The organism is Pseudomonas orientalis, from assembly GCF_022807995.1.
GTDB lineage: Bacteria > Pseudomonadota > Gammaproteobacteria > Pseudomonadales > Pseudomonadaceae > Aquipseudomonas > Aquipseudomonas orientalis_B.
Genome location: NZ_CP094351.1, coordinates 5,780,677 through 5,803,678 on the forward strand (window position 1 = coordinate 5,780,677; position 23,002 = coordinate 5,803,678).

The window sequence follows — 23,002 nt, forward strand, 5'->3', positions numbered from 1 at the left end:
ATTCCCATGTTCGAACCCGTGGTCGCCACGCTGATTACCTCCATGGCCCGCACCGTCACTGGCGCCCGCAGCCTGTGGCTGGGTTGCGCGCCGGTGCCGGTGCAACGCATCTATTTCGCCAATCACAGCAGCCACGGCGACTTCGTGCTGGTGTGGGCGTCGCTGCCGCAGAACCTGCGTAAATTCACGCGCCCTGTGGCCGGCAGCGATTACTGGAATAAAAGCGCACTGCGTCGCTACATCATCAACCGCGTGTTCAACGGCGTGCTGATCGACCGCGAGCGCAAGGAGCCTGTGGATAACCCTTTGCAGCCAATGCTCGCCGCGCTGGAAGGCGGCGACTCGCTGATTATCTTTCCCGAAGGGACGCGCAATCTGGAAGACGGCTTGCTGCCGTTCAAAAGCGGCTTGTATCACTTGGCAAACAGTTATCCACAGGCCGAACTGATTCCGGTGTGGATAGCCAATCTCAACCGCGTCATGCCCAAGGGGCGTGTGCTGCCGCTACCACTCTTATGCACAACCAGCTTCGGCGCTCCCTTGCAATTGGAAGAAGGCGAAGACAAAACCGCGTTCCTTGCCCGCACTCGCAACGCCCTGCTCGCCCTCGCCCCGGAGCACTCCTGAGATGGATAGCCAAACCCTGATGTTATTCGGCGGGATCGGCGCGATCCTGGTCACCGCCTCACTGATCGGCCTGACCCTCAAGCTGCGCACCCGTGGCAGTCCCAACGCGGTGATCGATAACCTCAACGCCCGCATCAACGCCTGGTGGGTGATGGTGGTCGTGATCGGTATCGCTTTCTGGCTCGGCACTGGCGCTGTGATCCTGCTGTTTTACGCGGTGTCGTTCTACGCCCTGCGCGAATTCCTCACCCTCACCCCGACCCGGCGCAGCGACTACCCGGCCCTGGTAGCGGCGTTCTACCTGGCCTTGCCGCTGCAATACGTGCTGATCTATGCCGATTGGTATGGACTGTTCTCGATCTTCATTCCGGTCTACGTGTTCCTGCTGCTGCCGATCCTCGCCTCCCTGGGCGGCGACAGTACCCACTTCCTGGAGCGCGCATCGAAGGTGCAATGGGGCCTGATGATCGCGGTGTTCTGCGTGTCGTTCGTTCCGGCGCTGCTGACGCTGGACATCCCCGGCTATGAAGGCCGCAACCTGCTGCTGATCGCCTACCTGGTGATCGTGGTGCAACTGTCGGACGTGCTGCAATACGTGTGCGGCAAGCTGTTCGGCAAACACAAGATCGCGCCCAACCTGTCGCCGTCGAAAACCGTGGAAGGCTTTGTCGGCGGGATCCTGCTGTCATCCCTGATCGGTGCGGCGCTGTGGTGGACCACGCCGTTCAACCCGTGGCAGTCGTTCCTGATCGCGCTGCTGATCAACCTGCTGGGCTTTGCCGGCGGCATCGTGATGTCTGCGATCAAGCGAGATCGCGGGGTGAAAGACTGGGGACACATGATCGAAGGGCACGGCGGCATGCTGGATAGGCTGGACTCGGTATGCTTTGCGGCGCCGATTTTCTTCCACCTCGTGCGCTACTGGTGGACCTGAGCCTTCCCCTTTCTCAAAACCAATGAAGATCAAACTGTGGGAGGGGGCTTGCCCTAATGCCAGTTCAGTTAAGGCTTTTTGTAGGAGCGAGGGGGCGCCTAGCTCTTGCTCGCGAAAAACTCACACGCCTTAGGTTGCATCGACAAGAACATGGATGAACCGCTCATGGGATTTCTTTCACAGCTGTAGCGTTACGGCCAGCGTGAGCAGCGCAGTTAACGTGAGGCCTACCTCACCGAGGATTGCATATGGTGGGTTTGTGCCGATTTGGAGGTGGATCAGTCTTGCGTCGGCACATGGGGCAATTCGGCACCGGCCTCAACATATGGACTGACTACTGTTCATCTGTGCCTAGACGTGAACCACAGGGTGGTTACAGGGGTGTCGGATCGCCCCCGCTCCTGATGAACGTCAGATGGCCCTGTGTCAGGTAACAGCGTCCTGCCCCGTCGAACGCATGCAATTGAAAGCGGAGAATCCGCCTAGCAGCGGGATTCTCCGTTTCTGACCCTTCACTTTTGCGGCATGGCAGAGCAAGTTGATGTGCTCATCGGCCACGGCAAAATATAGATAATCGGTAATCTCCTACATGCCAGAAACGATGTCTTACATTTGATCTTGATTTTTTAATTTTACTTGTTTTTCTTTTGGGCTAGCCTTTCAACGTCACTTAGAAAAGTGACACTCACTCAAAATTAGGAGTAATACCTATGAAATCTATTTCTCTGGAATCGAAAAAAATCGCTAACTTGGCTTGCCTCGCAGCGGCCAAATCCCGCTGATTGCTGAGCTGAGTAGTTGATGAGCTGGGGAGTGCCGGCTACCCAGTCTCATCATTAACTTGGCGCAGAGTTAAAAAATGCTAATAAATCCGAATGTTTTCATGCTGGCTCGCACACCGTTCATCGTCATTTGGGATTACAAAAATCACACTCAGTTTGAACTTGACTTAGCGTATTCCACTCGTTTTATACAGCTTGTTGAAGACCCTTCTAGATTCGATAGTACAAGCGAAATGGATGCGGCATTTCTCGCCGCCGGACTGTTACTCACAGATATATCCCCGCAGAATGAATGGGGGTGGGACGATCTTTCGAAAATTTTTCATATTGGGACTAAAAATCTGCCCATCGAACAACTACCGAACGATATTCACGAGTGGGCTTCTCTATACTTAGATCACTGTGAACAAGTCCTTGATACCCCTGCACCGATAGACCGTTTTGCCAAGCACTCCCATGAGGGGTTGATCTCGCTACCGGCACCCAATTCGGAAAAGCAAACTAGCCCCTTACAACCTCTCTGCTCGACCGAAAAACGTCGCGTTCGTTTTCAGACCAGGCCGTTACTCTGGACGACTTAAGCTCACTGCTCTACCTGTCCTTAGGTTACCTCAAAGAGCGCGAAGCCGGAGCCGACGACACAATTCCTGAAACACTCAGGGCGAGACGCAGCAGCCCTTCCGGTGGCGGGCTGAATGCATGCGAAGGCTACGTCTATGCTGCCAGGATATTGGGGCTGGAGCCCGGTATCTATTACTACCACCCAGACCTTCATGCTTTAAGGCAAGTTCACCCGCTTCCCAACGAGCCTTTGGGATTACTGCTCGCCGGACAACACTTTATCAACGAACTTCCTATGGGACTGTTCATAACGTCACGTTTTGACAAATTATGGTGGAAATACGAGCACTCGCGTGCCTACCGCATGGCTTACGTCGAAGCCGGACATATCTCTCAAACCTTTCAGCTCGTTGCAACTGCGCTAGGGTTGGCTACCTGGTTGACTGGCGCGTTGAGTGATGAGCGAGTTGAGCTGTTATTAGGCTTGGAAGAGTCTGCAGAACAACCGCTGTTCTTCGTAGGCGGCGGTTATGGCGATGGGCAGGTGCAATGCAAGGAACTCAGGGCCTTGATAGAGAGTCGAGAGCGAGGGTAATAATGTCAGTTACAAATACATTCGTCTTTGCATCTAACGAGATCCGCCAATATACACTGGGTGATTGGGACAACCGTTCGGCCGTACGCAGTAAGAATAGTACCTTCTTGCTTCCAGCTGATGCGGAGATTCTTCTGCAATTACAGACCAGGAAATGGTTTCCTCCAGCCTTTATTCCATACTTCAACGACAACACTATCCAGAAGTCGGGTGAGCATATCCAGCATCGATTGGCTGCGAATCATCTAGTCTATTTTCTCCGATATACGACGATCCTGGAGCATAAGATCGTTAACCGCTCGGTTGAGACTCTGATTCATGAAGAGCTGGGAATTGATTTGCCTCAAGCGATGAAACTCACGGCCTTGCAGCTTTACACTGACGAGGGTTATCACGCCCTTTTCTCCTTTAAGATCGCGGAACAGGTGGCGCATTTTTATGACATGCCAACCTGGGAGGATCCACCTAAACGTATCACTCTGCTACTCGAGTTGATGGACGCGACTTTGGACGAACATCGTCCACTGGCTTGGTTTTTTTTCGGCTTTGTCTCTGAAACTATCATCGCCAAGGAGTTATTGAGCATAACCGGTGACACGCTAATCTCTACGGTATATCAGATGTTTCGAGAGCATCTGGAAGATGAAGCCCGACATAGTCGCTATTTTTCCGAAGTGTTCCATTACCTATGGCCGAAGTTATCCCTTGTCCAGCAAGAACACTCCGCAAGCCTATTGATTAAAATTATTTTTATCTTTGCTGAAGTGGACGAGCCTTGGTTGAGCGCTAGCCTAACGAGCGTCGGCATCCCTTTGTTCGAAGCCACCAGGATAGTCCAAGCACTACAGGCACTGGATGTACGCACACAGCGAGCACGCTCTATTGCCATGGGCACGCTTCAAGCGATGACGCGCGCCGGTTTCTTTGAGTTGCAAGCTCATCGGGAATTATTCAGCCAATCAGGACTCATTGATGCTTGAAATAAAGGATCATTCCGTTGTCAAGGCCAGGAAAGTCGGTGCCATCGTACTATTGATGGCGATGGTCATGCTGGGCGTGTTTCCGGTGGACGTGCTTCTGCCTTCGTTTCCTTCGTTATCGCAGCACTTCAGCACCACAACGTCCGAGATTGCCTTGTCGATCAGCTTCTTTGCCATCGGTATCTCGTTATCTCAGCTACTGATTGGCCCTTTGTCGGACATACTCGGCCGTAAAACGTTGTTACTGGCTGGCATGGCAGTATCCATGGCTGGCGCCTTGGGTTGCGTATGGGCCACGAACTATGAGTATTTTTTGCTATTCCGTGTGATCCAGGCAGTAGGGTGTGGCTGTTTCGTACTGTCCCAGGCATTGGTTCAGGATCTATTTATCGGCAAAGAGCGGGATCGTTTACGAATTCTCATGGTAACGGCCAGTGGAATCTTCATTTCGGTCTCCCCCCTGGCCGGAAGCCTGTTGCAGGAGCTGATGGATTGGCAAGGTAGTTTCTATGTCTTCGCAGTGATTGCCGCTTTGGTATTCGTGAAGGCTCTAGTATCGTTGGAAAACCTGCCTATCAATAACACGGGGCCGCGTATCAGTATCTTGAGAGCCTACCGACGAATCTGCAGTAACTTCAGTTTCGTGGCCTACTGGCTAATCGCTGCAATTGTTTTTGCTTGCCATTTCTCATTCATCGTCATATCGCCCCTAATATTCATGGAGCAGTTGCAACTAAGTAGCTATGAGTTTTCTCAGACGCTGTTATTGTACGGAGCAGCCTATGTGACTGGCGGTGTCCTTGCAGGCGTAATGAATAAGCATCTGGAGGCGGGTACACAAATTGTTATAGGACTATTACTGATTTTCGTTGCGGGGTTAGTGATGCTTCTATTACGGAGCCAATTTGGCCTGTCCGTCTTCACCATGCTGGTCCCAATGATTATCTGTACAGCAGGCACTACCATAACGCGGCCTGCAGCCACGTCCAAAGCTATGGAGCTATTCCCGGATAACGCTGGTGCCTCGGCCTCGGCAGGCAATACTCTAATTTTTATCTCAGGCGGATTGATCAGTGCCCTAGTCAACCTCAGCACCAACAACTTGCAAATTACCCTGGCACTGAGTTTCATCGTCTTAAGCGGCATAGGTCTGCTGTTAAACCAACACATAAATCGCCACGCTAAGGTGTCGAGTTTGGCATGATTCTGATTTGCAGCGCCCCAGGGTATACTTCCCCGTCAAAGTGCGGCCGAGCTTCGCGACAAGAAGCTTACGGCTGGCATTTGTCCGTGGTCCTAAACCGCCCTTGGTCATATGCTGATAGCCTGGGCCCGTGGCAATTAAATTCGAGCCGCTGTAAATAGAGGCCGCAATGCTACCAGTTCTTTTTTCTAAAGTTGGAGCAAATAGTTACTTCCCGCTCCACCGCATCCTTTTTCATCACCCATCCTGAACTCAGCTTCGAGGATGCCTTGGCCTACGCCTCCGATCTGCTTCACTGCGCTGAGCAGTTACTCGATTCCCGGCAGGCAGCCGGTTATCTGGTTGAAATGGCGAAGGTGATGGTAGACCGGTCGTTGAACTGCATTGCTTCAGCAGACGTGGGCGCATAGCGTCGTAGGAGCGCGCTTGCTGGCGAGGGCGTAACGCGCAAAGATTGTTGCCAGGTGGCGTTCTCAGGTTTTTCGCGAGCAAGCTCGCTCCTACAGTAAATGCGGTGCAGCCTAGCCCTGAACTACGGGCTCTTTAAGCAGTGATTTCGACATAGCTAGACTCTCCGCCTCCTGTCGCACCCGATAGCCAGCCCCAGACGAAACTCAACGTCGTGCGCCCAGCGTGATCCACGCCTACCGTCCCACGTGACCAGCCAGCAAGCAGTTCCCCTTCCAGGGTCATGCACTGATACAGCAGCTCGATGGTATCTGGACCGGTCACCCGTCCGACTTGAGTGCCCAGGCGAATCCGGCCGCCCTGATAAGTGCTCGAAATCGCGTCACCTTCGACCAGGTAGTGAAACACGGTGCCGGTGCCTGACAGCCCTTGAGTGTTGTTGGCGACCACAAACCGACGATTGTGCAGACGTGCGTAGACAGTGGGATTTTGCATCAGCCAGCTTCCTTTGATCGTTCCCACGCTCCGCGTGGGAGCGATCATCCACGAAACGTAAAAAGGGGCTGTTGAAAACAGCCCCTTTTGGGTACGCCAGTCAGGCTTACTCCACCGTCACCGACTTCGCCAGGTTGCGCGGCTGGTCAACGTCGGTGCCCTTGAGCACGGCGACGTAGTAGGACAACAATTGCAGCGGGATGGTGTAGAGGATCGGCGACAGCGTGTCATGGATGTGCGGCATGTTGATCACGTGAGTGCCTTCACCGTTGGTCATGCCGGCCTTTTCGTCGGCAAACACGATCAGTTGGCCGCCACGGGCGCGCACTTCCTGCAGGTTGGACTTGAGCTTCTCCAGCAGTTCGTTGTTCGGCGCCACGGTGACCACGGGCATGTCGTCATCCACCAGGGCCAATGGGCCGTGTTTCAGCTCCCCGGCCGGGTAGGCTTCGGCGTGGATGTACGAGATTTCCTTGAGTTTCAGCGAACCTTCCATCGCCACCGGGTATTGCGCGCCACGGCCGAGGAACAGGGTGTGGTTCTTGTCGGCGAACAGTTCGGCGACTTTTTCCACGGTGCCGTCCATGGCCAGGGCTTCGCCCAGGCGGGTCGGCAGGCGGCGCAGTTCTTCCACCAGGGTGGCCTCAACGCCTTCGGCGAGGGTGCCGCGTACTTGACCGAGGGACAGGGTCAGCAGCAACAGGCCGACCAGTTGGGTGGTGAAGGCTTTGGTCGAGGCGACGCCGATTTCACGACCGGCCTGGGTCAGCAGGGTGAGGTCCGATTCACGTACCAGGGAGCTGATGCTGACGTTGCAGATCGCCAGGCTGCCGAGGAAGCCCAGCTCCTTGGCGTTGCGCAGGGCGGCCAGGGTGTCGGCGGTTTCGCCGGACTGGGAGATGGTCACGAACAGGGTGTCGGGCTGCACCACCACCTTGCGGTAGCGGAACTCGCTGGCGACTTCGACCTGGCACGGGATGCCGGCCAGTTCTTCGAGCCAGTAACGCGCAACCATGCCGGCGTGGTAGCTGGTGCCGCAGGCGACGATCTGCACGTTGCGCACTTTGGCGAACAGCTCGGCGGCTTGTGGGCCGAAGGCGTTGACCAGCACCTGGTTCTGGCTCAGGCGACCTTCGAGGGTGCGCTGTACCACCGAAGGCTGCTCGTGGATTTCCTTGAGCATGAAGTGGCGGAACTCGCCCTTGTCGGCGGCTTCGGCGCCGTCGCGGTATTGCACGGCCTCGCGCTCGACGGACTGACCGTTGACGTCCCAGATCTGCACGCTTTCACGGCGGATGTCGGCGATATCGCCTTCTTCCAGGTACATGAAGCGGTCGGTCACCTGGCGCAGGGCCAGTTGGTCGGAAGCGAGGAAGTTCTCGCCCAGGCCCAGGCCGATCACCAACGGGCTGCCACTGCGCGCGGCAACCAGGCGGTCAGGCTGGCTCGCGCTGATCACGGCCAGGCCGTAGGCGCCGTGCAGTTCCTTGACCGTGGCCTTGAGGGCGGTGGTCAGGTCGCTGTGGTCCTTGAGCTTGTGGTTGAGCAAGTGGGCGATGACTTCGGTGTCGGTGTCCGAAGTGAACACGTAGCCCAGGCCCTTGAGTTGTTCGCGCAGCACTTCGTGGTTTTCGATGATGCCGTTGTGCACCACGGCCAGGTCGCCCGAAAAGTGCGGGTGAGCGTTACGCTCGCACGGCGCACCGTGAGTAGCCCAACGGGTGTGGGCGATGCCCAGGCGGCCCACCAATGGCTCACCGGCCAGGGCCTGGTCCAACTCGCTGACCTTGCCCGGACGGCGCATACGCTCCAGCTTCCCGGCGTTGGTGAAGACCGCCACACCGGCGCTGTCATAGCCACGGTATTCCAGGCGCTTGAGGCCTTCGATGAGGATGGCGGTTACGTTACGTTCGGCGACTGCGCCAACAATTCCACACATGGTGTTTCTCCTAGATGACTGCCGCGCATATCAGCGTAATGCCGCGGGCTTGGATCTGGTCGCGGGCCTCAGGCGGCAGGCGATCATCGGTGATAAGGGTATGGACGCTGCTCCAGGGCAGTTCCAGGTTGGGAATTTTGCGGCCGATCTTGTCGGATTCGACCATCACCACGACTTCACGGGCGACCTCGGCCATGACACGGCTCAGGCCCAGCAATTCGTTGAAGGTGGTGGTACCGCGCTGCAAATCGATGCCGTCGGCACCGATGAACAGTTGATCAAAATCGTAGGAACGCAGCACCTGCTCGGCGACCTGGCCCTGGAACGAGTCCGAATGCGGATCCCAGGTGCCGCCGGTCATCAGCAGCACCGGTTCATGCTCCAGCTCGCTCAAGGCGCGGGCCACGTTCAGGGAATTGGTCATGACCACCAGGCCGGGTTGATGGCCCAGTTCGGGGATCATCGCGGCGGTGGTGCTGCCGCTGTCGATGATGATGCGCGCGTGTTCACGCAGGCGCACCACGGCGGCGCGGGCAATCGCACGCTTATAGGCCGAGACCGGTTGCGCCGCGTCGCCCACCAGTTCCTGAGGCATGGTGATCGCGCCACCGTAGCGGCGCAGCAGCAGGCCATTACTTTCGAGGGCGGCCAAGTCCTTGCGGATGGTCACTTCCGAGGTTTCGAAACGCTTGGCCAATTCGTCCACGCTCACTTCGCCCTGTTCATTGAGCAAGGTAAGGATGTTGTGGCGACGTTGGGGGGTATTTCGTTTCGACATGGTGTTGATAAGTTTCGTTTCGAAAGATAACGAAGGCAATCAAAACCTATTGGCGAAAGATCGTCAAGCGGTGACGATCATTATTTTTGAAATAACGCAGGCAAATGTGGGAGGGGGCTTGCCCCCGATAGCGGTTTATCAGTCAGCCCTTTATTGACTGACCCACCGCTATCGGGGCAAGCCCCCTCCCACATTGGAGTTTTGTTGCTGCCAAGGGCGTGGATAGATCAGGTCTTTTTGATTTTGAGCGGGCGTTTCCAGCCGTCGATGTTGCGCTGGCGCGCACGGGCTACGGCCAGTTGCGACTTATCCACATCCTGGTTGATGGTTGAGCCCGCTGCGGTATTGGAACCATCACCGATGGTCACAGGAGCAACCAGCGAGTTGTTGGAGCCGATGAATACGTCTTCACCAATCGTCGTCTGGTATTTGTTGGCGCCGTCGTAGTTGCAGGTAATTGCACCGGCGCCAATGTTGCTGCGAGCACCGATCACCGCATCACCGAGGTAAGCCAGGTGGCCGGCCTTCGCCTCGTCGCCCATTTTCGCGTTTTTCAGCTCGACGAAATTGCCGACGTGCGCCCGGGCGCCCATCACCGTTCCCGGACGCAACCGCGCAAACGGCCCGGCATCGCTGCCCTCGCCCATCACCGCACCGTCGATATGGCTGTTGGCCTTGACCACTACGCCTTTGCGCAAGGTGCTGTCCTTGATCACGCAGTTCGGACCAATCACCACGTCGTCTTCAATGATCACGCGACCTTCCAGGATCACGTTGATATCGATCAGCACGTCACGGCCCACCGTCACTTCACCCCGCACGTCGAAACGCGCCGGATCACGCAGGGTAACGCCCTGGGCCATCAGGCGGCGGCCTTCGCGCAGTTGGTAGTGGCGCTCAAGCTCTGCCAGCTGCTTGCGGTCGTTGGCGCCCTGCACTTCCATCGGGTCGTGGGGCTGCTCAGTGGCGACCGCCAGGCCATCACTGACCGCCATCTCGATGACATCAGTGAGGTAGTACTCGCCTTGGGCGTTGTTGTTGGACAGGCGGCTCATCCAGTCGCCCAGCTTGTCGGCCGGCACGGCGAGAATGCCGGTATTGCCTTCGGTAATGGCACGCTGGGCTTCGCTGGCGTCCTTGTGTTCGACGATCGCGGCGACCTTACCGTCGACGTTGCGCACGATGCGTCCGTAGCCGGTGGGGTCGTCCAGCTCAACGGTGAGCAGGCCCATCTGGCCTGGCACCACATGCTTGAGCAGGCGCTGCAGGGTTTCCACTTCGATCAGCGGCACGTCACCGTACAGAATCAGCACGGTATCAGCGGTAATAAACGGCACCGCCTGCGCAGTGGCGTGGCCGGTGCCCAGTTGCTTGTCCTGCAATACGAAATTCAGGTCGTCTGCAGCCAGACGTTCACGTACCACGTCGGCACCGTGCCCGATGACGACGTGAATGCGTTGCGGGTCCAACTGCCGGGCGCTGTGGATAACATGACCTAGCATGGAATTGCCGGCGACCGGGTGCAGCACCTTGGGCAGGGCTGAACGCATGCGGGTGCCCTGTCCTGCGGCGAGAATTACGATTTCAAGAGACATGAATGGCTACCAATCCTGGGCGGTCCGGCTTCAGACCAAAGAAGTATTTTGCAATAAAAGAAAAAGGGTAGCCGAGGCTACCCTTTTTAATCAATCACGCGTGAAGCGTAACGGCCAGGCCGCTTACTTCTTGCGGATCTGCTGGAGCGTGCGCAGCTGGGCTGCGGCTTCGGCCAGACGGACTGCAGCAGCGCTGTAGTCGAAGTCTGCACCTTTTTCGTTCAGCGCCTTCTCGGCAGCCTTGACGGCTTCCTGAGCGGAGGCTTCATCCAGGTCGCCAGCACGTTGCACGGTGTCGGCAAGTACCTTGACCATGTTCGGCTGAACCTCGAGGAAACCACCGGAGATGTAAAACACCTCACGTTCCCCGCCTTGCTTGGTCAGTGTGATCGGACCTGGCTTCAAGCTGGTAATCAGCGGAGCGTGACCCATGGCGATACCAAGATCACCCAGATCACCGTGCGCTGTTACAAACTCGACCAGACCGGAGAAGATTTCCCCTTCCGCGCTGACGATATCGCAATGGACTGTCATAGCCATCTGATTGCCTCAACCTGATGAGCGCCCGTTTCCGGGCGCCAGGATTACAGTTTCTTGGCTTTCTCGATCGCTTCTTCGATGCCGCCGACCATGTAGAACGCTTGTTCTGGCAGGTGGTCGTAGTCACCGTTGAGGATGCCTTTGAAGCCAGCAATGGTGTCTTTCAGGGAAACGTATTTACCCGAGGCACCGGTGAAGACTTCAGCCACGAAGAACGGCTGCGACAAGAAACGCTGGATCTTACGAGCACGGTTTACCAACTGCTTGTCGGCTTCCGACAGCTCGTCCATACCCAGGATCGCAATGATGTCCTTCAGTTCTTTGTAACGCTGCAGCACGTACTGAACGCCGCGAGCGGTGTCGTAGTGCTCCTGGCCGATCACGTTCGGGTCCAGCTGGCGCGACGTCGAGTCGAGTGGATCGACCGCCGGGTAGATACCCAGGGAAGCGATGTCACGGGACAGAACGACGGTGGCGTCCAAGTGGGCGAAGGTGGTGGCTGGCGACGGGTCGGTCAAGTCATCCGCAGGTACGTATACCGCTTGGATCGAGGTGATCGAACCTTCCTTGGTGGAAGTGATACGTTCCTGCAGAACGCCCATCTCTTCAGCCAGGGTCGGCTGGTAACCCACTGCCGAAGGCATACGGCCCAGCAGTGCGGATACTTCAGTACCGGCCAGGGTGTAACGGTAGATGTTGTCGACGAACAGCAGAACGTCGTTACCTTCGTCACGGAACTTCTCGGCCATGGTCAGGCCAGTCAGAGCTACGCGCAGACGGTTTCCCGGCGGCTCGTTCATCTGACCGTAAACCAGTGCCACTTTGTCCAGAACGTTGGAGTCCTTCATCTCGTGGTAGAAGTCGTTACCCTCACGGGTACGCTCACCCACACCGGCGAACACGGAATAACCGCTGTGCTCGATGGCGATGTTACGGATCAGTTCCATCATGTTTACGGTCTTGCCTACACCGGCACCACCGAACAGACCGACTTTACCGCCCTTGGCGAACGGGCAAACCAGGTCGATAACCTTGATGCCGGTTTCCAGCAGGTCGTTGCCGCCCGCTTGTTCTGCGAACGAAGGTGCTGCGCGGTGAATGCCCCAGCGCTCTTCGGTATCGATCGGGCCAGCTTCGTCGATCGGGTTGCCCAGTACGTCCATGATCCGGCCCAGGGTCGCTTTACCGACCGGTACGGAGATGGCTGCGCCAGAGTCGATAACGTCCAGACCGCGCTTCAAGCCTTCGGTGGAACCCATCGCAATGGTACGAACTACGCCGTCGCCCAGCTGTTGCTGAACTTCCAGGGTAGTGTCCGCGCCTTGTACTTTCAGCGCGTTGTAGATGCTCGGTACGCTGTCGCGTGGAAATTCCACGTCGATAACGGCGCCGATGATTTGAACGATACGTCCGCTACTCATAGCTGGATCCTCTGAATATTTGAACCGTTAAACCGCGGCAGCGCCGCCGACGATTTCCGAGATCTCTTGGGTGATCGCAGCCTGACGCGCCTTGTTGTAGATCAGCTGCAAATCGCTGATCAGATCACCGGCGTTATCGGTAGCGTTTTTCATCGCGATCATCCGCGCCGCTTGTTCAGCTGCGTTGTTCTCGACCACCGCCTGGTACACCTGCGACTCCACGTAGCGCACCATCAAGCCGTCAAGCAGCTCTTTGGCGTCTGGTTCGTAGAGGTAGTCCCAGTGGTGCTTGAGTTCCTGATCCGGGGTCGCCACCAATGGAATCAATTGCTCCACGGTCGGCTGCTGGGTCATGGTGTTGATGAACTTGTTGGATACCACGGACAGGCGGTCAATCCGGCCTTCCAGGTACGCATCCAGCATCACCTTCACACTGCCGATCAAGTCATTGATCGACGGCTCTTCACCCAGGTGGCTGATAGCTGCTACGACGTTACCGCCGAAGTTGCGGAAAAAGGCCGCACCCTTGCTACCCACCACACACAGATCGATCTCGACGCCGTTTTCGCGGTTTACCGCCATGTCCTTGACCAGGGCCTTGAACAGGTTGGTATTCAGGCCACCGCACAAACCACGGTCACTGCTCACTACCACATAACCCACACGCTTGACGGCGCGCTCGATCATGAACGGGTGGCGGTATTCCGGGTTGGCGTTGGCCAGATGCCCAATTACCTGGCGGATACGCTCCGCATAAGGACGGCTAGCAGCCATGCGCATTTGTGCCTTGCGCATTTTGCTGACCGCCACTTTTTCCATGGCGCTGGTAATCTTTTGCGTGCTTTTGATGCTCGCAATCTTACTGCGAATCTCTTTTGCGCCTGCCATGTAACACCTATCAGGTTAGCAAGCGGGAGCCTTGCGGCTCCCGCTGCGGCTTACCAGGTTTGGGTGGCCTTGAACTTCTCGATACCGGCTTTCATGCCAGCGTCGATATCGTCATTGAAGTCACCCTTCACGTTGATCTTCGCCATCAATTCGGCGTGATCGCGGTTGAAGTAAGCAATCAGCGCTTGTTCAAAGCTGCCGACCTTGGCGATTTCAACGTCGGTCAGGAACCCACGCTCAGCGGCATACAGCGACAACGCCATGTCAGCGATCGACATCGGGGCGTATTGCTTCTGCTTCATCAGCTCGGTAACGCGCTGACCATGCTCAAGTTGCTTGCGGGTCGCTTCGTCCAGGTCAGATGCGAACTGGGCGAATGCCGCCAGTTCACGGTACTGAGCCAGAGCGGTACGGATACCACCGGAGAGCTTCTTGATGATCTTGGTCTGAGCGGCACCACCCACACGGGATACCGAAACACCGGCGTTCACAGCAGGACGGATCCCGGAGTTGAACATGGCCGATTCCAGGAAGATCTGACCGTCGGTGATGGAAATCACGTTGGTCGGAACGAACGCGGAAACGTCGCCAGCCTGGGTTTCGATGATCGGCAGTGCGGTCAGGGAACCGGTTTTGCCGGTCACTGCGCCATTGGTGAACTTCTCTACGTATTCTTCCGAAACGCGGGATGCGCGCTCCAGCAGACGGGAGTGGAGATAGAACACGTCGCCTGGGTAGGCTTCACGGCCTGGTGGACGGCGCAGCAGCAGGGAAATCTGGCGGTAAGCCACTGCTTGCTTGGACAGATCGTCATAAACGATCAGCGCGTCTTCACCGCGGTCGCGGAAGAATTCACCCATGGTGCAACCGGAGTACGGTGCCAGGAATTGCAGCGCAGGAGATTCCGAAGCACTGGCAGCCACGATGATCGTGTTGGCCAGGGCGCCGTTTTCTTCCAGCTTGCGAACCACGTTGGCGATGGTCGATTGCTTCTGACCAATGGCTACGTAGACGCAGAAAATGCCGCTGTTCTTCTGGTTGATGATCGCGTCGATGGCCAGAGCGGTTTTACCGATCTGACGGTCACCGATGATCAGCTCACGCTGGCCACGGCCGACTGGGATCATGGCATCGACAGCCTTGTAGCCAGTCTGTACAGGCTGGTCTACCGACTTACGCCAGATCACGCCTGGAGCAACTTTCTCGACCGCGTCGGTCTCGGTGTTGCCCAGTGGACCTTTACCGTCAACAGGGTTACCCAGTGCGTCGACTACGCGACCCAGCAGTTCCTTACCAACCGGAACCTCCAGGATGCGGCCGGTGCACTTGGCGCTCATGCCTTCGGCCAGACTGGTGTATGCGCCCAATACAACGGCACCTACGGAGTCTTGCTCCAGGTTGAGGGCCATACCGTAGACGCCGCCCGGAAACTCGATCATCTCGCCGTACATGACGTCGGCCAGACCGTGAATCCGCACGATGCCGTCAGATACGCTGACGACAGTGCCTTCGTTACGGGCTTGGGAGGTCACATCGAGCTTGTCGATGCGGCCCTTGATAATTTCACTTATTTCGGAAGGATTGAGTTGCTGCATTGCTCTGCTGCCCCTTCAAACTCAAGATTTCAATGCTTCGGCAAGTTTCGCGATTTTTCCGCGAATCGAGCCATCGATAACCAGGTCGCCGGCACGGATAACGACACCACCAATCAGGGATGCGTCCTCCGAAGCTTGCAGGCGCACTTCCCGATTGAGTCGTGCACTGAGAACCTTGGCGAGTTTGTCTTGCTGTTCTTGGTTCAATGCAAAAGCACTGGTGACTTCAACGTCTACCGATTTCTCTGCTTCGGCCTTGTACAGGTCGAACAGAGCGGCAATCTCCGGCAACAGCGGGAGACGGTCGTTTTCGGCAATGACGTGAATGAAGTTCTGCACTTTCACATCAAACTTGTCGCCGCACACTTCAATAAAAGTGGCGGCCTTGTCTGCGCTCGTCAGGCGCGGGGCCTTGAGCACGCGCTGCATGGTGTCGTCTTGCGACACTGCTGCAGCCAGGCCGAGCATGGCTGACCAAGAGGCCAGCTGCTGGTGGGCCTGGGCGTGCTCGAAGGCTGCCTTAGCGTAAGGTCGGGCCAACGTGGTCAGTTCTGCCATGATCGCCCTCGCTTAAATTTCAGCAGCCAGTTTGTTAACCAGCTCCGCGTGCGCGTTTTGATCGATTGTGGCACCGAGGATCTTTTCAGCACCGCCGACCGCCAGAGCACCCAGTTGGGCACGCAGCGCGTCTTTGACGCCGTTCAGTTCCTGTTCGATCTCGGCATGAGCCGAAGCCTTCACACGGTCAGCTTCGACGCGGGCTTTTTCAACAGCCTCTTCGACGATCTGGTTACCGCGCTTCTTGGCTTGCTCAATGATCTCGGCTGCCTGTGCTTTAGCTTCGCGCAGTTGCTGACCCACTTTCTCGTGGGCCAACTCCAGGTCGCGAGCTGCACGGCTGGCAGCGTCCAAACCATCCGCGATCTTCTTCTGACGTTCGTGCAAAGCCGCGATGACCGGAGGCCACACGAACTTCATGCAAAACACTACAAAAATGAAGAACGCAACGGATTGGCCAATCAGGGTTGCATTAATGTTCACGCCAACACCTCGCTCATTCGTTGTCCATCACCCCAATCACTCGAAAAGTCGAGTGATCAGCCAGCGAGTTGACCAACGAAGGGGTTCGCGAAGGTGAAGAACAGTGCGATACCAACGCCGATCATGGTCACGGCGTCGAGCAGGCCGGCAACGATGAACATTTTAACTTGCAGCATTGGGACCATTTCCGGCTGACGCGCTGCGCCTTCCAGGAATTTGCCGCCCAGCAGGCCGAAACCAATGGCAGTACCCAGGGCGCCCAGGCCGATCAACAGTGCAACAGCGATAGCGGTTAGACCAACTACAGTTTCCATCTTTCCTCCCGACTTTTACGTCGTATGGTTTAGGTTTTTTAGATTTTAAAGCGGTAAAACAAATCGTTTCATAGCCCTGTTGGGCCACCTTCCCGTTTGACCGGGAAGGACATCAGACTAGTCGAGACTGGTCTTAATGGTTCTCTTCGTGCGCCATCGACAGATAGACGATGGTCAGCATCATGAAGATGAAGGCCTGCAGGGTGATGATCAGGATGTGGAACACAGCCCACGCCCACTGCAGAACGATGCCCAGGCCGCTGAGCCAGAGCAGACCGCTGCCGAACATCACAGCGATCAGAATGAACACCAGCTCGCCGGCATACATGTTGCCGAACAGCCGCAAGGCCAGGGAAATCGGCTTGGCAACCAGGGTCACGAATTCCAGCAGGAAGTTCACCGGGATCAGCAGGGCTTGAACGAAGATGTTCTTGCTGCCGAACGGGTGCAAGGTGAGCTCGCCGATGAAACCGCCGATGCCCTTGACCTTGATGCTGTAGAAAATGATCAACGCGAACACGGACAGGGCCATGCCCAGGGTAGCGTTCGGGTCAGTGGTCGATACGGCACGGAACGGGATGTGCGCATCGCCGGAAATCAGGATGGCCAGCTGAGGAATCCAGTCAACCGGGATCAGGTCGACGGCGTTCATCAGGAACACCCAGACGAAGATGGTCAGTGCCAGCGGTGCAATTACCGGGCTACGGCCATGGAAGCTGTCTTTCACGCTGCCATCGACGAATTCGACCAATACTTCAACGAAGTTCTGCAAAGCACCTGGCTGACCGGAAGTCGCCTTTTTTGCCGCCATGCGGAAAATCAGGACGAAGATCAGACCCAATGCGACCGACCATCCCAGAGTATCCAGGTGGAAGGCCCAGAAACCCATTTCCTTGGCTTCTGCTGCGGTGTGGGCAAAGCCCCAGCCGCCGTTGGGAAGCTGACCGAAAGTCAGGTTCTGCAAGTGGTGCTGGATATAGCCCGAAGCGGTTGTTTCTGCCATGGTTGCCTCAAACGCCCTAAGGTTTCGAAAGTCTTGTTTTCATTAGCAGGGGAGCGAACCAGCTGACCAATTGGGTCAACACGAAGACGCCGAATACAGCCAGCGGCGCCAATGGCTTCACACCTGCAAAGGTCAGTGCGAACAGCACTGCCGTCAAAATCAGTTTCCCCGCCTCGCCGGCATAAAAGGACCGGACGATAGCCTGGGCTGCTCGGGCGCCGGAAAACCGAAAGGCCCTGTGAGCAAAATACATATTGGGCAGCAAGGCTATCAGGCCTCCGCAGAGTCCTGAATATCCGGCTACGACCCCATGCCAGTACCAAAGCGCCAATGCGGCGATCAGCAAAACGACAAGTTGCGCCAATAAAACCGGAAAAACAGCCAAGCGATGGAACGGCAACGTGTTTGGCGTGCGGGTTTCCATCACTCTTGCTCCTCAATGGTCGGCTGCCGGAAATCAATAACTTGGCATACTTTGTGCCGACAAAATGCGCGCAGAGTATAGGGGCGGTTCAGCCCCTATTCAACTGCCGGGTAGTGATTTCCGATCACGCGCTACATGAGCAAATGTTTCTGCGAATGTTTCAACGGATGTGGGCAAGGACGCCTTGAAGCTCATCGAGGGAGTTATATCCGATGACCAATTGCCCTTTGCCTTTCTTGCCGTGGCGAATTTGCACCGCAGAGCCTAGGCGCTCGGCCAGGCGCTGCTCAAGGCGTGCGATATCCGGATCAGCCTTGACGGTTTCGACCGGCGCAGGTTTGCCACTTAACCATTGGCGAACCAGGGCTTCGGTCTGACGAACGGTAAGCCCGCGTGCGACAACGTGTCGCGCCCCTTCAACCTGTTGATTTTCCGGCAAACCGAGCAAGGCACGGGCGTGACCCATTTCCAAGTCGCCGTGGGACAACATGGTCTTGATGACTTCCGGCAACGCGATCAGGCGCAACAAGTTGGACACGGTCACGCGAGACTTGCCCACTGCCTCGGCCACTTGCTGCTGGGTCAGCTGAAATTCCTGCTGCAAGCGTTGCAACGCGATCGCTTCCTCGATCGGGTTAAGGTCTTCACGCTGGATGTTTTCGATCAGCGCCATGGCGATGGCAGTTTCATCCGGTACGTCGCGCACCATCGCCGGGATGGTTTCCTTGCCCGCCTGCTGACTGGCGCGCCAGCGGCGTTCGCCGGCGATGATTTCAAAGCGGCCACCGCCAATCGGGCGCACCACGATCGGCTGCATCACGCCCTGGGCCTTGATCGAGTTGGCCAGCTCTTCCAGTGCCTGTGGGTCCATGTCCCGGCGCGGCTGGTATTTGCCGCGCTGGACCAGGTCCAGCGGCAAGTGCTGCAGCTCACGCTCGTCGGCCTGCACCGCTTGTTCTTCCAGCGAAGTGACGGTCGGACCACTCAGAAGTGCATCCAGTCCACGTCCGAGACCTCTTTTTTTGACGGCCATGGGGATTCCTTAAGTTGGCTGAGCTGCAGCGGTGCGTGAATTGCGACGTTGGCGACGCACCATCTCACCGGCCAGCGCCAGGTAGGCAATGGCGCCACGGGAGGATTTGTCGTAGGCCAGCGCCGGCATGCCATAGCTTGGCGCTTCGGCCAGGCGGATGTTGCGTGGGATCACCGTGTCGTAAAGCTGGTCGCCGAAATGCTCCTTGAGTTGCGCAGAGACATCGTTCATCAGGCTCAGGCGCGGGTCATACATGGTCCGCAGCAAGCCTTCGACTTTGAGGTTCGGGTTGAGCAATTCGGCAATACGCTTGATGTTATCCACAAGGTCGCTCAAGCCTTCGAGCGCGAAATACTCGCACTGCATGGGGATAATCACCCCATCGGCGGCAACCAGGGCGTTCAGCGTGAGCATCGACAGCGACGGCGGGCAGTCGATCAGGATGTAATCGTAATTCTCGCGAATGGGCGCCAGGGCGCTGCGCAGACGGCTTTCCTTCATCTGCATTTCCAGCAGCACCACTTCCGCCGCAGTCAGGTCGCGGTTGGCCGGCAACAGTTGATAACCGCCGTGCTCGGAGTAGTGCATGGCCTGGCCCAGGTCGCACTCGCCAATCAGCAAGTCGTAGACCGAGTTTTCCAGGCCGTGTTTATCCACACCGCTACCCATGGTGGCGTTGCCCTGTGGATCGAGATCGATCAACAGCACCCGGCGCTTGGTCGCGACCAGGGATGCTGCGAGGTTGATGCAGGTGGTGGTTTTACCCACGCCACCTTTCTGGTTCGCTATCGCGAATACCTTAGCCATTCTTGCTTGTGTTCCCAATCATGCCGTGCGGCGCAGTATCAGCAGATGGCGTTGGCCTTGGCAACCAGGTACGGCCAAGGCGTGTTCGCTATCGAGGTGGAAGTCTGCCGGCAATGCTAACAGCTCGTCGCTTGGATGAACGCCCTTCATTGCCAGCCAGCGGGTGTCGTGGTCGCCCAGGTGGCGAGTCCAGTTACTGAAGTTCTCCATGCTGCTGAACGCCCGGGAAACAATTCCGTTGAAGGGCTGCTCAGGCGTGAAGGCTTCGACGCGACTGTGGATAACTTGGAGGTTGTCCAGCTTGAGTTCAAGTTTAACCTGGGTCAGGAAGCGGGTTTTCTTGCCATTGCTGTCCAGGCAGGTCACCTGCGACTCCGGAAACAGGATCGCCAGCGGAATGCCAGGCATGCCGCCGCCGCTGCCGACATCCAACCAGCGGCCGTTTTCGATAAATGGCATCACGCTCAAGCTGTCGAGCAGATGACGCGAAACCATTTCGTCTGGATCACGTACTGCGGTCAGGTTGTAAGCCTTGTTCCATTTGATCAACAGGGCAAGATAGCCCATCAGCAACGCGTGCTGGGCTTCGGTCAGGTCGACGCCCAACTGGCGCGCACCTGTGGATAACTCTTCGGCGTGTTGCGAGGTGACCAACGAACTCAAGCGCTTTACTCCAACTGACGGCCCGCGCCGCGTTTTTTCAAATGAATCATCAACAGCGAAATCGCCGCTGGAGTGACCCCGGGAATACGTGAAGCCTGCCCGAGGGTTTCCGGCCGAGTTATCCCCAGCTTGCTTTGAATTTCTTTCGACAGGCCGGAGATCCCGGTGTAATCGATATCCGCAGGCAGCCTGGTGTTTTCACTGGCGCGCAGGCGAGCGATCTCGTCCTGCTGGCGGTCAATGTAACCGGCGTATTTGGTCTTGATTTCGACCTGCTCGGCGACCTGTGGATCTTCTGCGCCGTGGCCCGTCACTTCGACCAGGCCGGCGTAATCGATTTCCGGACGCGATAGCAGGTTGAGCAAGTTGTATTCGTGGGTCAGCGGCGTGCCGAATTTTTCGGCGATCGCGTCACCTTGTTCAGTGCCCGGGCGAACCCAAGTGCTTTTCAGACGCTGCTCTTCGAGCGTGATGCTCTCGCGTTTTTTGCAGAAAGCTTCCCAACGCGCGTCATCGACCAGACCTAGCTCGCGACCTTTTTCGGTCAAGCGCAGATCGGCGTTGTCTTCGCGCAGGATCAGGCGGTATTCCGCCCTGGAAGTGAACATCCGGTACGGTTCCTGAGTACCCAGGGTAATCAGGTCATCGACCAACACGCCGATGTACGCTTCATCGCGACGCGGGCACCAGCTGTCTTTGCCCTGCGCGCGCAATGCGGCGTTGGTACCGGCCAGCAAGCCCTGGGCGCCGGCTTCTTCGTAACCGGTGGTGCCATTGATTTGCCCGGCGAAGAACAAGCCGCCGATCACTTTGGTTTCCAGGCTGTATTTCAGGTCACGTGGATCGAAGTAATCGTACTCAATGGCGTAGCCAGGGCGAACGATGTGGGCATTTTCCATACCGCGAATCGATTGCACGATCTGGATTTGTACGTCGAACGGCAGGGAAGTGGAAATCCCGTTCGGGTACAGCTCATGGGTGGTCAACCCCTCCGGCTCGATGAAGACCTGGTGGCTTTCCTTGTCGGCAAAGCGATGGATCTTGTCTTCAATCGAGGGGCAATAACGCGGACCGATACCTTCGATCACCCCGGAATACATCGGCGAACGGTCAAGGTTCGCAGCAATGATTTCGTGGGTACGGGCGTTGGTATGGGTGATCCAGCAACTGACTTGTTTCGGATGCTGTTCCTTGGAACCCATGAAGGACATGATCGGAATCGGCGTGTCGCCGGCCTGTTCTGTCATCACCGAGAAATCCACGGAACGTCCGTCGATTCGCGGCGGAGTCCCGGTTTTCAAACGGCCGACACGCAGGGGCAACTCACGCAGACGTTGTGCCAGGGCAATCGACGGCGGGTCCCCGGCGCGACCGCCGGAATAGTTCTGCATGCCGATGTGGATAAGTCCGCCAAGGAAGGTGCCGGTGGTCAACACCACGGATTCTGCGAAAAAGCGCAGGCCCATTTGTGTGACAACACCGCGTACCTGGTCCTGTTCAACGATCAGGTCATCTGCGGCCTGTTGAAATATCCACAGGTTCGGCTGGTTTTCCAGGGTTTCACGTACGGCAGCCTTGTACAGAATACGGTCGGCTTGTGCACGAGTGGCACGTACGGCCGGGCCTTTACGGCTGTTGAGCACCCGAAATTGGATACCACCCTTGTCGGTGGCCATGGCCATCACGCCGCCCAGGGCATCGATTTCCTTGACCAGGTGGCTTTTGCCGATCCCACCAATGGCAGGGTTGCAACTCATGGCGCCGAGGGTTTCCACGTTATGCGTCAGCAACAGGGTTTTTACGCCCATGCGTGCTGACGCCAGTGCTGCCTCGGTACCGGCATGACCGCCGCCGATGACGATCACTTCAAAACGGGAAGGGAAATCCACCACGCACCTCGTGCCTGCTTATGTAGGTAATCAGGAATTGTTTGTTGAAAGAGTTTTAGAGCTTTGGCGGCAAGTATAGGGACTTAGCCCTTCCTAAAGAACCCTTTGCACAAAATTTAACCAGCTGTGGATGGATCAGGGACAATAGAAATTAAAAGAGAGAAATTTATTAAATCTTTGTTTTTATGTTTATTTCTACTGAGTAGCTTTTCTGTGGATAGATTGCTACAGACCTTTATATACGTCGTGTACACGGATTCAAAAGTCTGTGGTCATGTGCGGATGAGGGGCTTGGATAAGTGCTTTAAGCCTGTGGATTAAACAGCTGGTTATCCACAGACGGGTTTTTACTCAGGTTTCAAGCGTGGTTATCAACTGGGCACAGGGACAGTTATTCACAGGGCTTAACCCACAGAAAATCGCCGAGTCAGGCTTAATGCGAGCTCAAATGGGTCGTCAAGAGATCTATTGTGGGATGACACGGGG

22 protein-coding genes and 1 pseudogene are annotated in these 23,002 nt (G+C 56.7%); 6 read left to right on the forward strand and 17 right to left on the reverse strand.

Annotated elements, in window-relative coordinates; genetic code table 11:
• Positions 1 to 6 precede the first annotated feature (6 nt).
• The 6 genes and pseudogenes from MRY17_RS26000 to MRY17_RS26025 all read left to right on the forward strand — a co-directional run bounded on the left by MRY17_RS26000 (position 7) and on the right by MRY17_RS26025 (position 6,093).
• Positions 7 to 627 carry a lysophospholipid acyltransferase family protein gene (locus tag MRY17_RS26000; RefSeq protein ID WP_243353072.1) on the forward strand — a complete coding sequence of 207 codons (621 nt, stop codon included), beginning with the start codon at positions 7 to 9 and terminating at the stop codon, positions 625 to 627.
• 1 nt (position 628) lies between these two features.
• The gene (locus MRY17_RS26005) at positions 629 to 1,561 is read left to right on the forward strand and encodes a phosphatidate cytidylyltransferase (RefSeq protein ID WP_243353073.1); all 933 of its coding nucleotides are present in this window, start codon (positions 629 to 631) and stop codon (positions 1,559 to 1,561) included.
• An 859-nt stretch (positions 1,562 to 2,420) separates the two neighbouring features.
• Positions 2,421 to 3,499: pseudogene (locus MRY17_RS26010) on the forward strand (SagB/ThcOx family dehydrogenase).
• Positions 3,500 to 3,501: 2 nt separating this feature from the next.
• Positions 3,502 to 4,479 carry a diiron oxygenase gene (locus tag MRY17_RS26015; protein ID WP_191952454.1) on the forward strand — a complete coding sequence of 326 codons (978 nt, stop codon included), beginning with the start codon at positions 3,502 to 3,504 and terminating at the stop codon, positions 4,477 to 4,479.
• Positions 4,472 to 5,683, forward strand: coding sequence for a multidrug effflux MFS transporter (locus tag MRY17_RS26020; RefSeq protein WP_181284430.1), 1,212 nt, complete (start codon positions 4,472 to 4,474; stop codon positions 5,681 to 5,683). Before MRY17_RS26015 ends, MRY17_RS26020 begins: the two co-directional genes overlap by 8 nt.
• 194 nt (positions 5,684 to 5,877) lie before the next feature.
• A complete protein-coding gene (locus tag MRY17_RS26025; protein WP_279308379.1) occupies positions 5,878 to 6,093 on the forward strand; it encodes a DUF3077 domain-containing protein in 216 nt (71 codons plus the stop codon).
• A gap of 133 nt (positions 6,094 to 6,226) precedes the next feature.
• Here MRY17_RS26025 and MRY17_RS26030 read toward each other — a convergent pair whose 3' ends face one another.
• The 17 genes from MRY17_RS26030 to mnmG all read right to left on the reverse strand — a co-directional run bounded on the left by MRY17_RS26030 (position 6,227) and on the right by mnmG (position 22,516).
• On the reverse strand, positions 6,227 to 6,586 hold the full coding sequence (locus tag MRY17_RS26030) for a hypothetical protein (protein WP_243353074.1): 360 nt from the start codon (positions 6,584 to 6,586) through the stop codon (positions 6,227 to 6,229).
• A 106-nt stretch (positions 6,587 to 6,692) separates the two neighbouring features.
• Complete coding sequence (gene glmS / locus MRY17_RS26035; RefSeq protein WP_057011543.1) at positions 6,693 to 8,525, reverse strand: glutamine--fructose-6-phosphate transaminase (isomerizing); 1,833 nt, start codon at positions 8,523 to 8,525, stop codon at positions 6,693 to 6,695.
• A gap of 10 nt (positions 8,526 to 8,535) precedes the next feature.
• Positions 8,536 to 9,303: a DeoR/GlpR family DNA-binding transcription regulator gene (locus tag MRY17_RS26040; RefSeq protein WP_124360433.1), complete on the reverse strand. Its 768-nt coding sequence runs from the start codon at positions 9,301 to 9,303 to the stop codon at positions 8,536 to 8,538.
• Positions 9,304 to 9,530: 227 nt separating this feature from the next.
• The gene (gene glmU, locus MRY17_RS26045) at positions 9,531 to 10,898 is read right to left on the reverse strand and encodes a bifunctional UDP-N-acetylglucosamine diphosphorylase/glucosamine-1-phosphate N-acetyltransferase GlmU (RefSeq protein WP_191952453.1); all 1,368 of its coding nucleotides are present in this window, start codon (positions 10,896 to 10,898) and stop codon (positions 9,531 to 9,533) included.
• A gap of 123 nt (positions 10,899 to 11,021) precedes the next feature.
• Positions 11,022 to 11,438 (reverse strand): F0F1 ATP synthase subunit epsilon, encoded by a 417-nt coding sequence (locus MRY17_RS26050; RefSeq protein WP_003195825.1) that lies wholly within the window; start codon positions 11,436 to 11,438, stop codon positions 11,022 to 11,024.
• Positions 11,439 to 11,482: 44 nt separating this feature from the next.
• A complete protein-coding gene (atpD, locus tag MRY17_RS26055; RefSeq protein ID WP_065953331.1) occupies positions 11,483 to 12,859 on the reverse strand; it encodes a F0F1 ATP synthase subunit beta in 1,377 nt (458 codons plus the stop codon).
• Positions 12,860 to 12,886: 27 nt separating this feature from the next.
• Positions 12,887 to 13,747, reverse strand: a complete 861-nt coding sequence (gene atpG / locus MRY17_RS26060; RefSeq protein ID WP_003195829.1) for a F0F1 ATP synthase subunit gamma — start codon at positions 13,745 to 13,747, stop codon at positions 12,887 to 12,889.
• Positions 13,748 to 13,797: 50 nt separating this feature from the next.
• On the reverse strand, positions 13,798 to 15,342 hold the full coding sequence (gene atpA, locus MRY17_RS26065) for a F0F1 ATP synthase subunit alpha (RefSeq protein WP_003177064.1): 1,545 nt from the start codon (positions 15,340 to 15,342) through the stop codon (positions 13,798 to 13,800).
• 21 nt (positions 15,343 to 15,363) lie between these two features.
• Entirely contained in the window at positions 15,364 to 15,900 is a 537-nt protein-coding gene (locus MRY17_RS26070) for a F0F1 ATP synthase subunit delta (RefSeq protein ID WP_003195833.1), read from the reverse strand.
• A 12-nt stretch (positions 15,901 to 15,912) separates the two neighbouring features.
• Positions 15,913 to 16,383, reverse strand: coding sequence for a F0F1 ATP synthase subunit B (locus MRY17_RS26075; RefSeq protein WP_003195835.1), 471 nt, complete (start codon positions 16,381 to 16,383; stop codon positions 15,913 to 15,915).
• 56 nt (positions 16,384 to 16,439) lie between these two features.
• On the reverse strand, positions 16,440 to 16,697 hold the full coding sequence (gene atpE, locus MRY17_RS26080; protein ID WP_002555987.1) for a F0F1 ATP synthase subunit C: 258 nt from the start codon (positions 16,695 to 16,697) through the stop codon (positions 16,440 to 16,442).
• A 133-nt stretch (positions 16,698 to 16,830) separates the two neighbouring features.
• Complete coding sequence (gene atpB, locus MRY17_RS26085; protein ID WP_057725770.1) at positions 16,831 to 17,700, reverse strand: F0F1 ATP synthase subunit A; 870 nt, start codon at positions 17,698 to 17,700, stop codon at positions 16,831 to 16,833.
• A 16-nt stretch (positions 17,701 to 17,716) separates the two neighbouring features.
• Entirely contained in the window at positions 17,717 to 18,124 is a 408-nt protein-coding gene (locus MRY17_RS26090) for a F0F1 ATP synthase subunit I (protein ID WP_065886693.1), read from the reverse strand.
• A 160-nt stretch (positions 18,125 to 18,284) separates the two neighbouring features.
• On the reverse strand, positions 18,285 to 19,157 hold the full coding sequence (locus MRY17_RS26095) for a ParB/RepB/Spo0J family partition protein (RefSeq protein WP_181284425.1): 873 nt from the start codon (positions 19,155 to 19,157) through the stop codon (positions 18,285 to 18,287).
• A 9-nt stretch (positions 19,158 to 19,166) separates the two neighbouring features.
• The gene (locus MRY17_RS26100; RefSeq protein ID WP_057725767.1) at positions 19,167 to 19,964 is read right to left on the reverse strand and encodes a ParA family protein; all 798 of its coding nucleotides are present in this window, start codon (positions 19,962 to 19,964) and stop codon (positions 19,167 to 19,169) included.
• 18 nt (positions 19,965 to 19,982) lie between these two features.
• Entirely contained in the window at positions 19,983 to 20,627 is a 645-nt protein-coding gene (gene rsmG / locus MRY17_RS26105) for a 16S rRNA (guanine(527)-N(7))-methyltransferase RsmG (RefSeq protein WP_122483624.1), read from the reverse strand.
• A 5-nt stretch (positions 20,628 to 20,632) separates the two neighbouring features.
• Positions 20,633 to 22,516, reverse strand: a complete 1,884-nt coding sequence (mnmG, locus tag MRY17_RS26110; RefSeq protein WP_243353075.1) for a tRNA uridine-5-carboxymethylaminomethyl(34) synthesis enzyme MnmG — start codon at positions 22,514 to 22,516, stop codon at positions 20,633 to 20,635.
• Between the last annotated feature and the right edge of the window lie 486 nt (positions 22,517 to 23,002).

Coding starts and splice junctions, on each gene's coding strand:
- MRY17_RS26000 (WP_243353072.1), top strand. CDS start 7: ATGTTCGAACCCGTGGTCGCCACGCTGATTACCTCCATGGCCCGCACC.
- MRY17_RS26005 (WP_243353073.1), top strand. CDS start 629: ATGGATAGCCAAACCCTGATGTTATTCGGCGGGATCGGCGCGATCCTG.
- MRY17_RS26015 (WP_191952454.1), top strand. CDS start 3,502: ATGTCAGTTACAAATACATTCGTCTTTGCATCTAACGAGATCCGCCAA.
- MRY17_RS26020 (WP_181284430.1), top strand. CDS start 4,472: ATGCTTGAAATAAAGGATCATTCCGTTGTCAAGGCCAGGAAAGTCGGT.
- MRY17_RS26030 (WP_243353074.1), bottom strand. CDS start 6,586: ATGCAAAATCCCACTGTCTACGCACGTCTGCACAATCGTCGGTTTGTG.
- glmS (WP_057011543.1), bottom strand. CDS start 8,525: ATGTGTGGAATTGTTGGCGCAGTCGCCGAACGTAACGTAACCGCCATC.
- MRY17_RS26040 (WP_124360433.1), bottom strand. CDS start 9,303: ATGTCGAAACGAAATACCCCCCAACGTCGCCACAACATCCTTACCTTG.
- glmU (WP_191952453.1), bottom strand. CDS start 10,898: ATGTCTCTTGAAATCGTAATTCTCGCCGCAGGACAGGGCACCCGCATG.
- MRY17_RS26050 (WP_003195825.1), bottom strand. CDS start 11,438: ATGGCTATGACAGTCCATTGCGATATCGTCAGCGCGGAAGGGGAAATC.
- atpD (WP_065953331.1), bottom strand. CDS start 12,859: ATGAGTAGCGGACGTATCGTTCAAATCATCGGCGCCGTTATCGACGTG.
- atpG (WP_003195829.1), bottom strand. CDS start 13,747: ATGGCAGGCGCAAAAGAGATTCGCAGTAAGATTGCGAGCATCAAAAGC.
- atpA (WP_003177064.1), bottom strand. CDS start 15,342: ATGCAGCAACTCAATCCTTCCGAAATAAGTGAAATTATCAAGGGCCGC.
- MRY17_RS26070 (WP_003195833.1), bottom strand. CDS start 15,900: ATGGCAGAACTGACCACGTTGGCCCGACCTTACGCTAAGGCAGCCTTC.
- atpE (WP_002555987.1), bottom strand. CDS start 16,697: ATGGAAACTGTAGTTGGTCTAACCGCTATCGCTGTTGCACTGTTGATC.
- atpB (WP_057725770.1), bottom strand. CDS start 17,700: ATGGCAGAAACAACCGCTTCGGGCTATATCCAGCACCACTTGCAGAAC.
- MRY17_RS26090 (WP_065886693.1), bottom strand. CDS start 18,124: ATGGAAACCCGCACGCCAAACACGTTGCCGTTCCATCGCTTGGCTGTT.
- MRY17_RS26095 (WP_181284425.1), bottom strand. CDS start 19,157: ATGGCCGTCAAAAAAAGAGGTCTCGGACGTGGACTGGATGCACTTCTG.
- MRY17_RS26100 (WP_057725767.1), bottom strand. CDS start 19,964: ATGGCTAAGGTATTCGCGATAGCGAACCAGAAAGGTGGCGTGGGTAAA.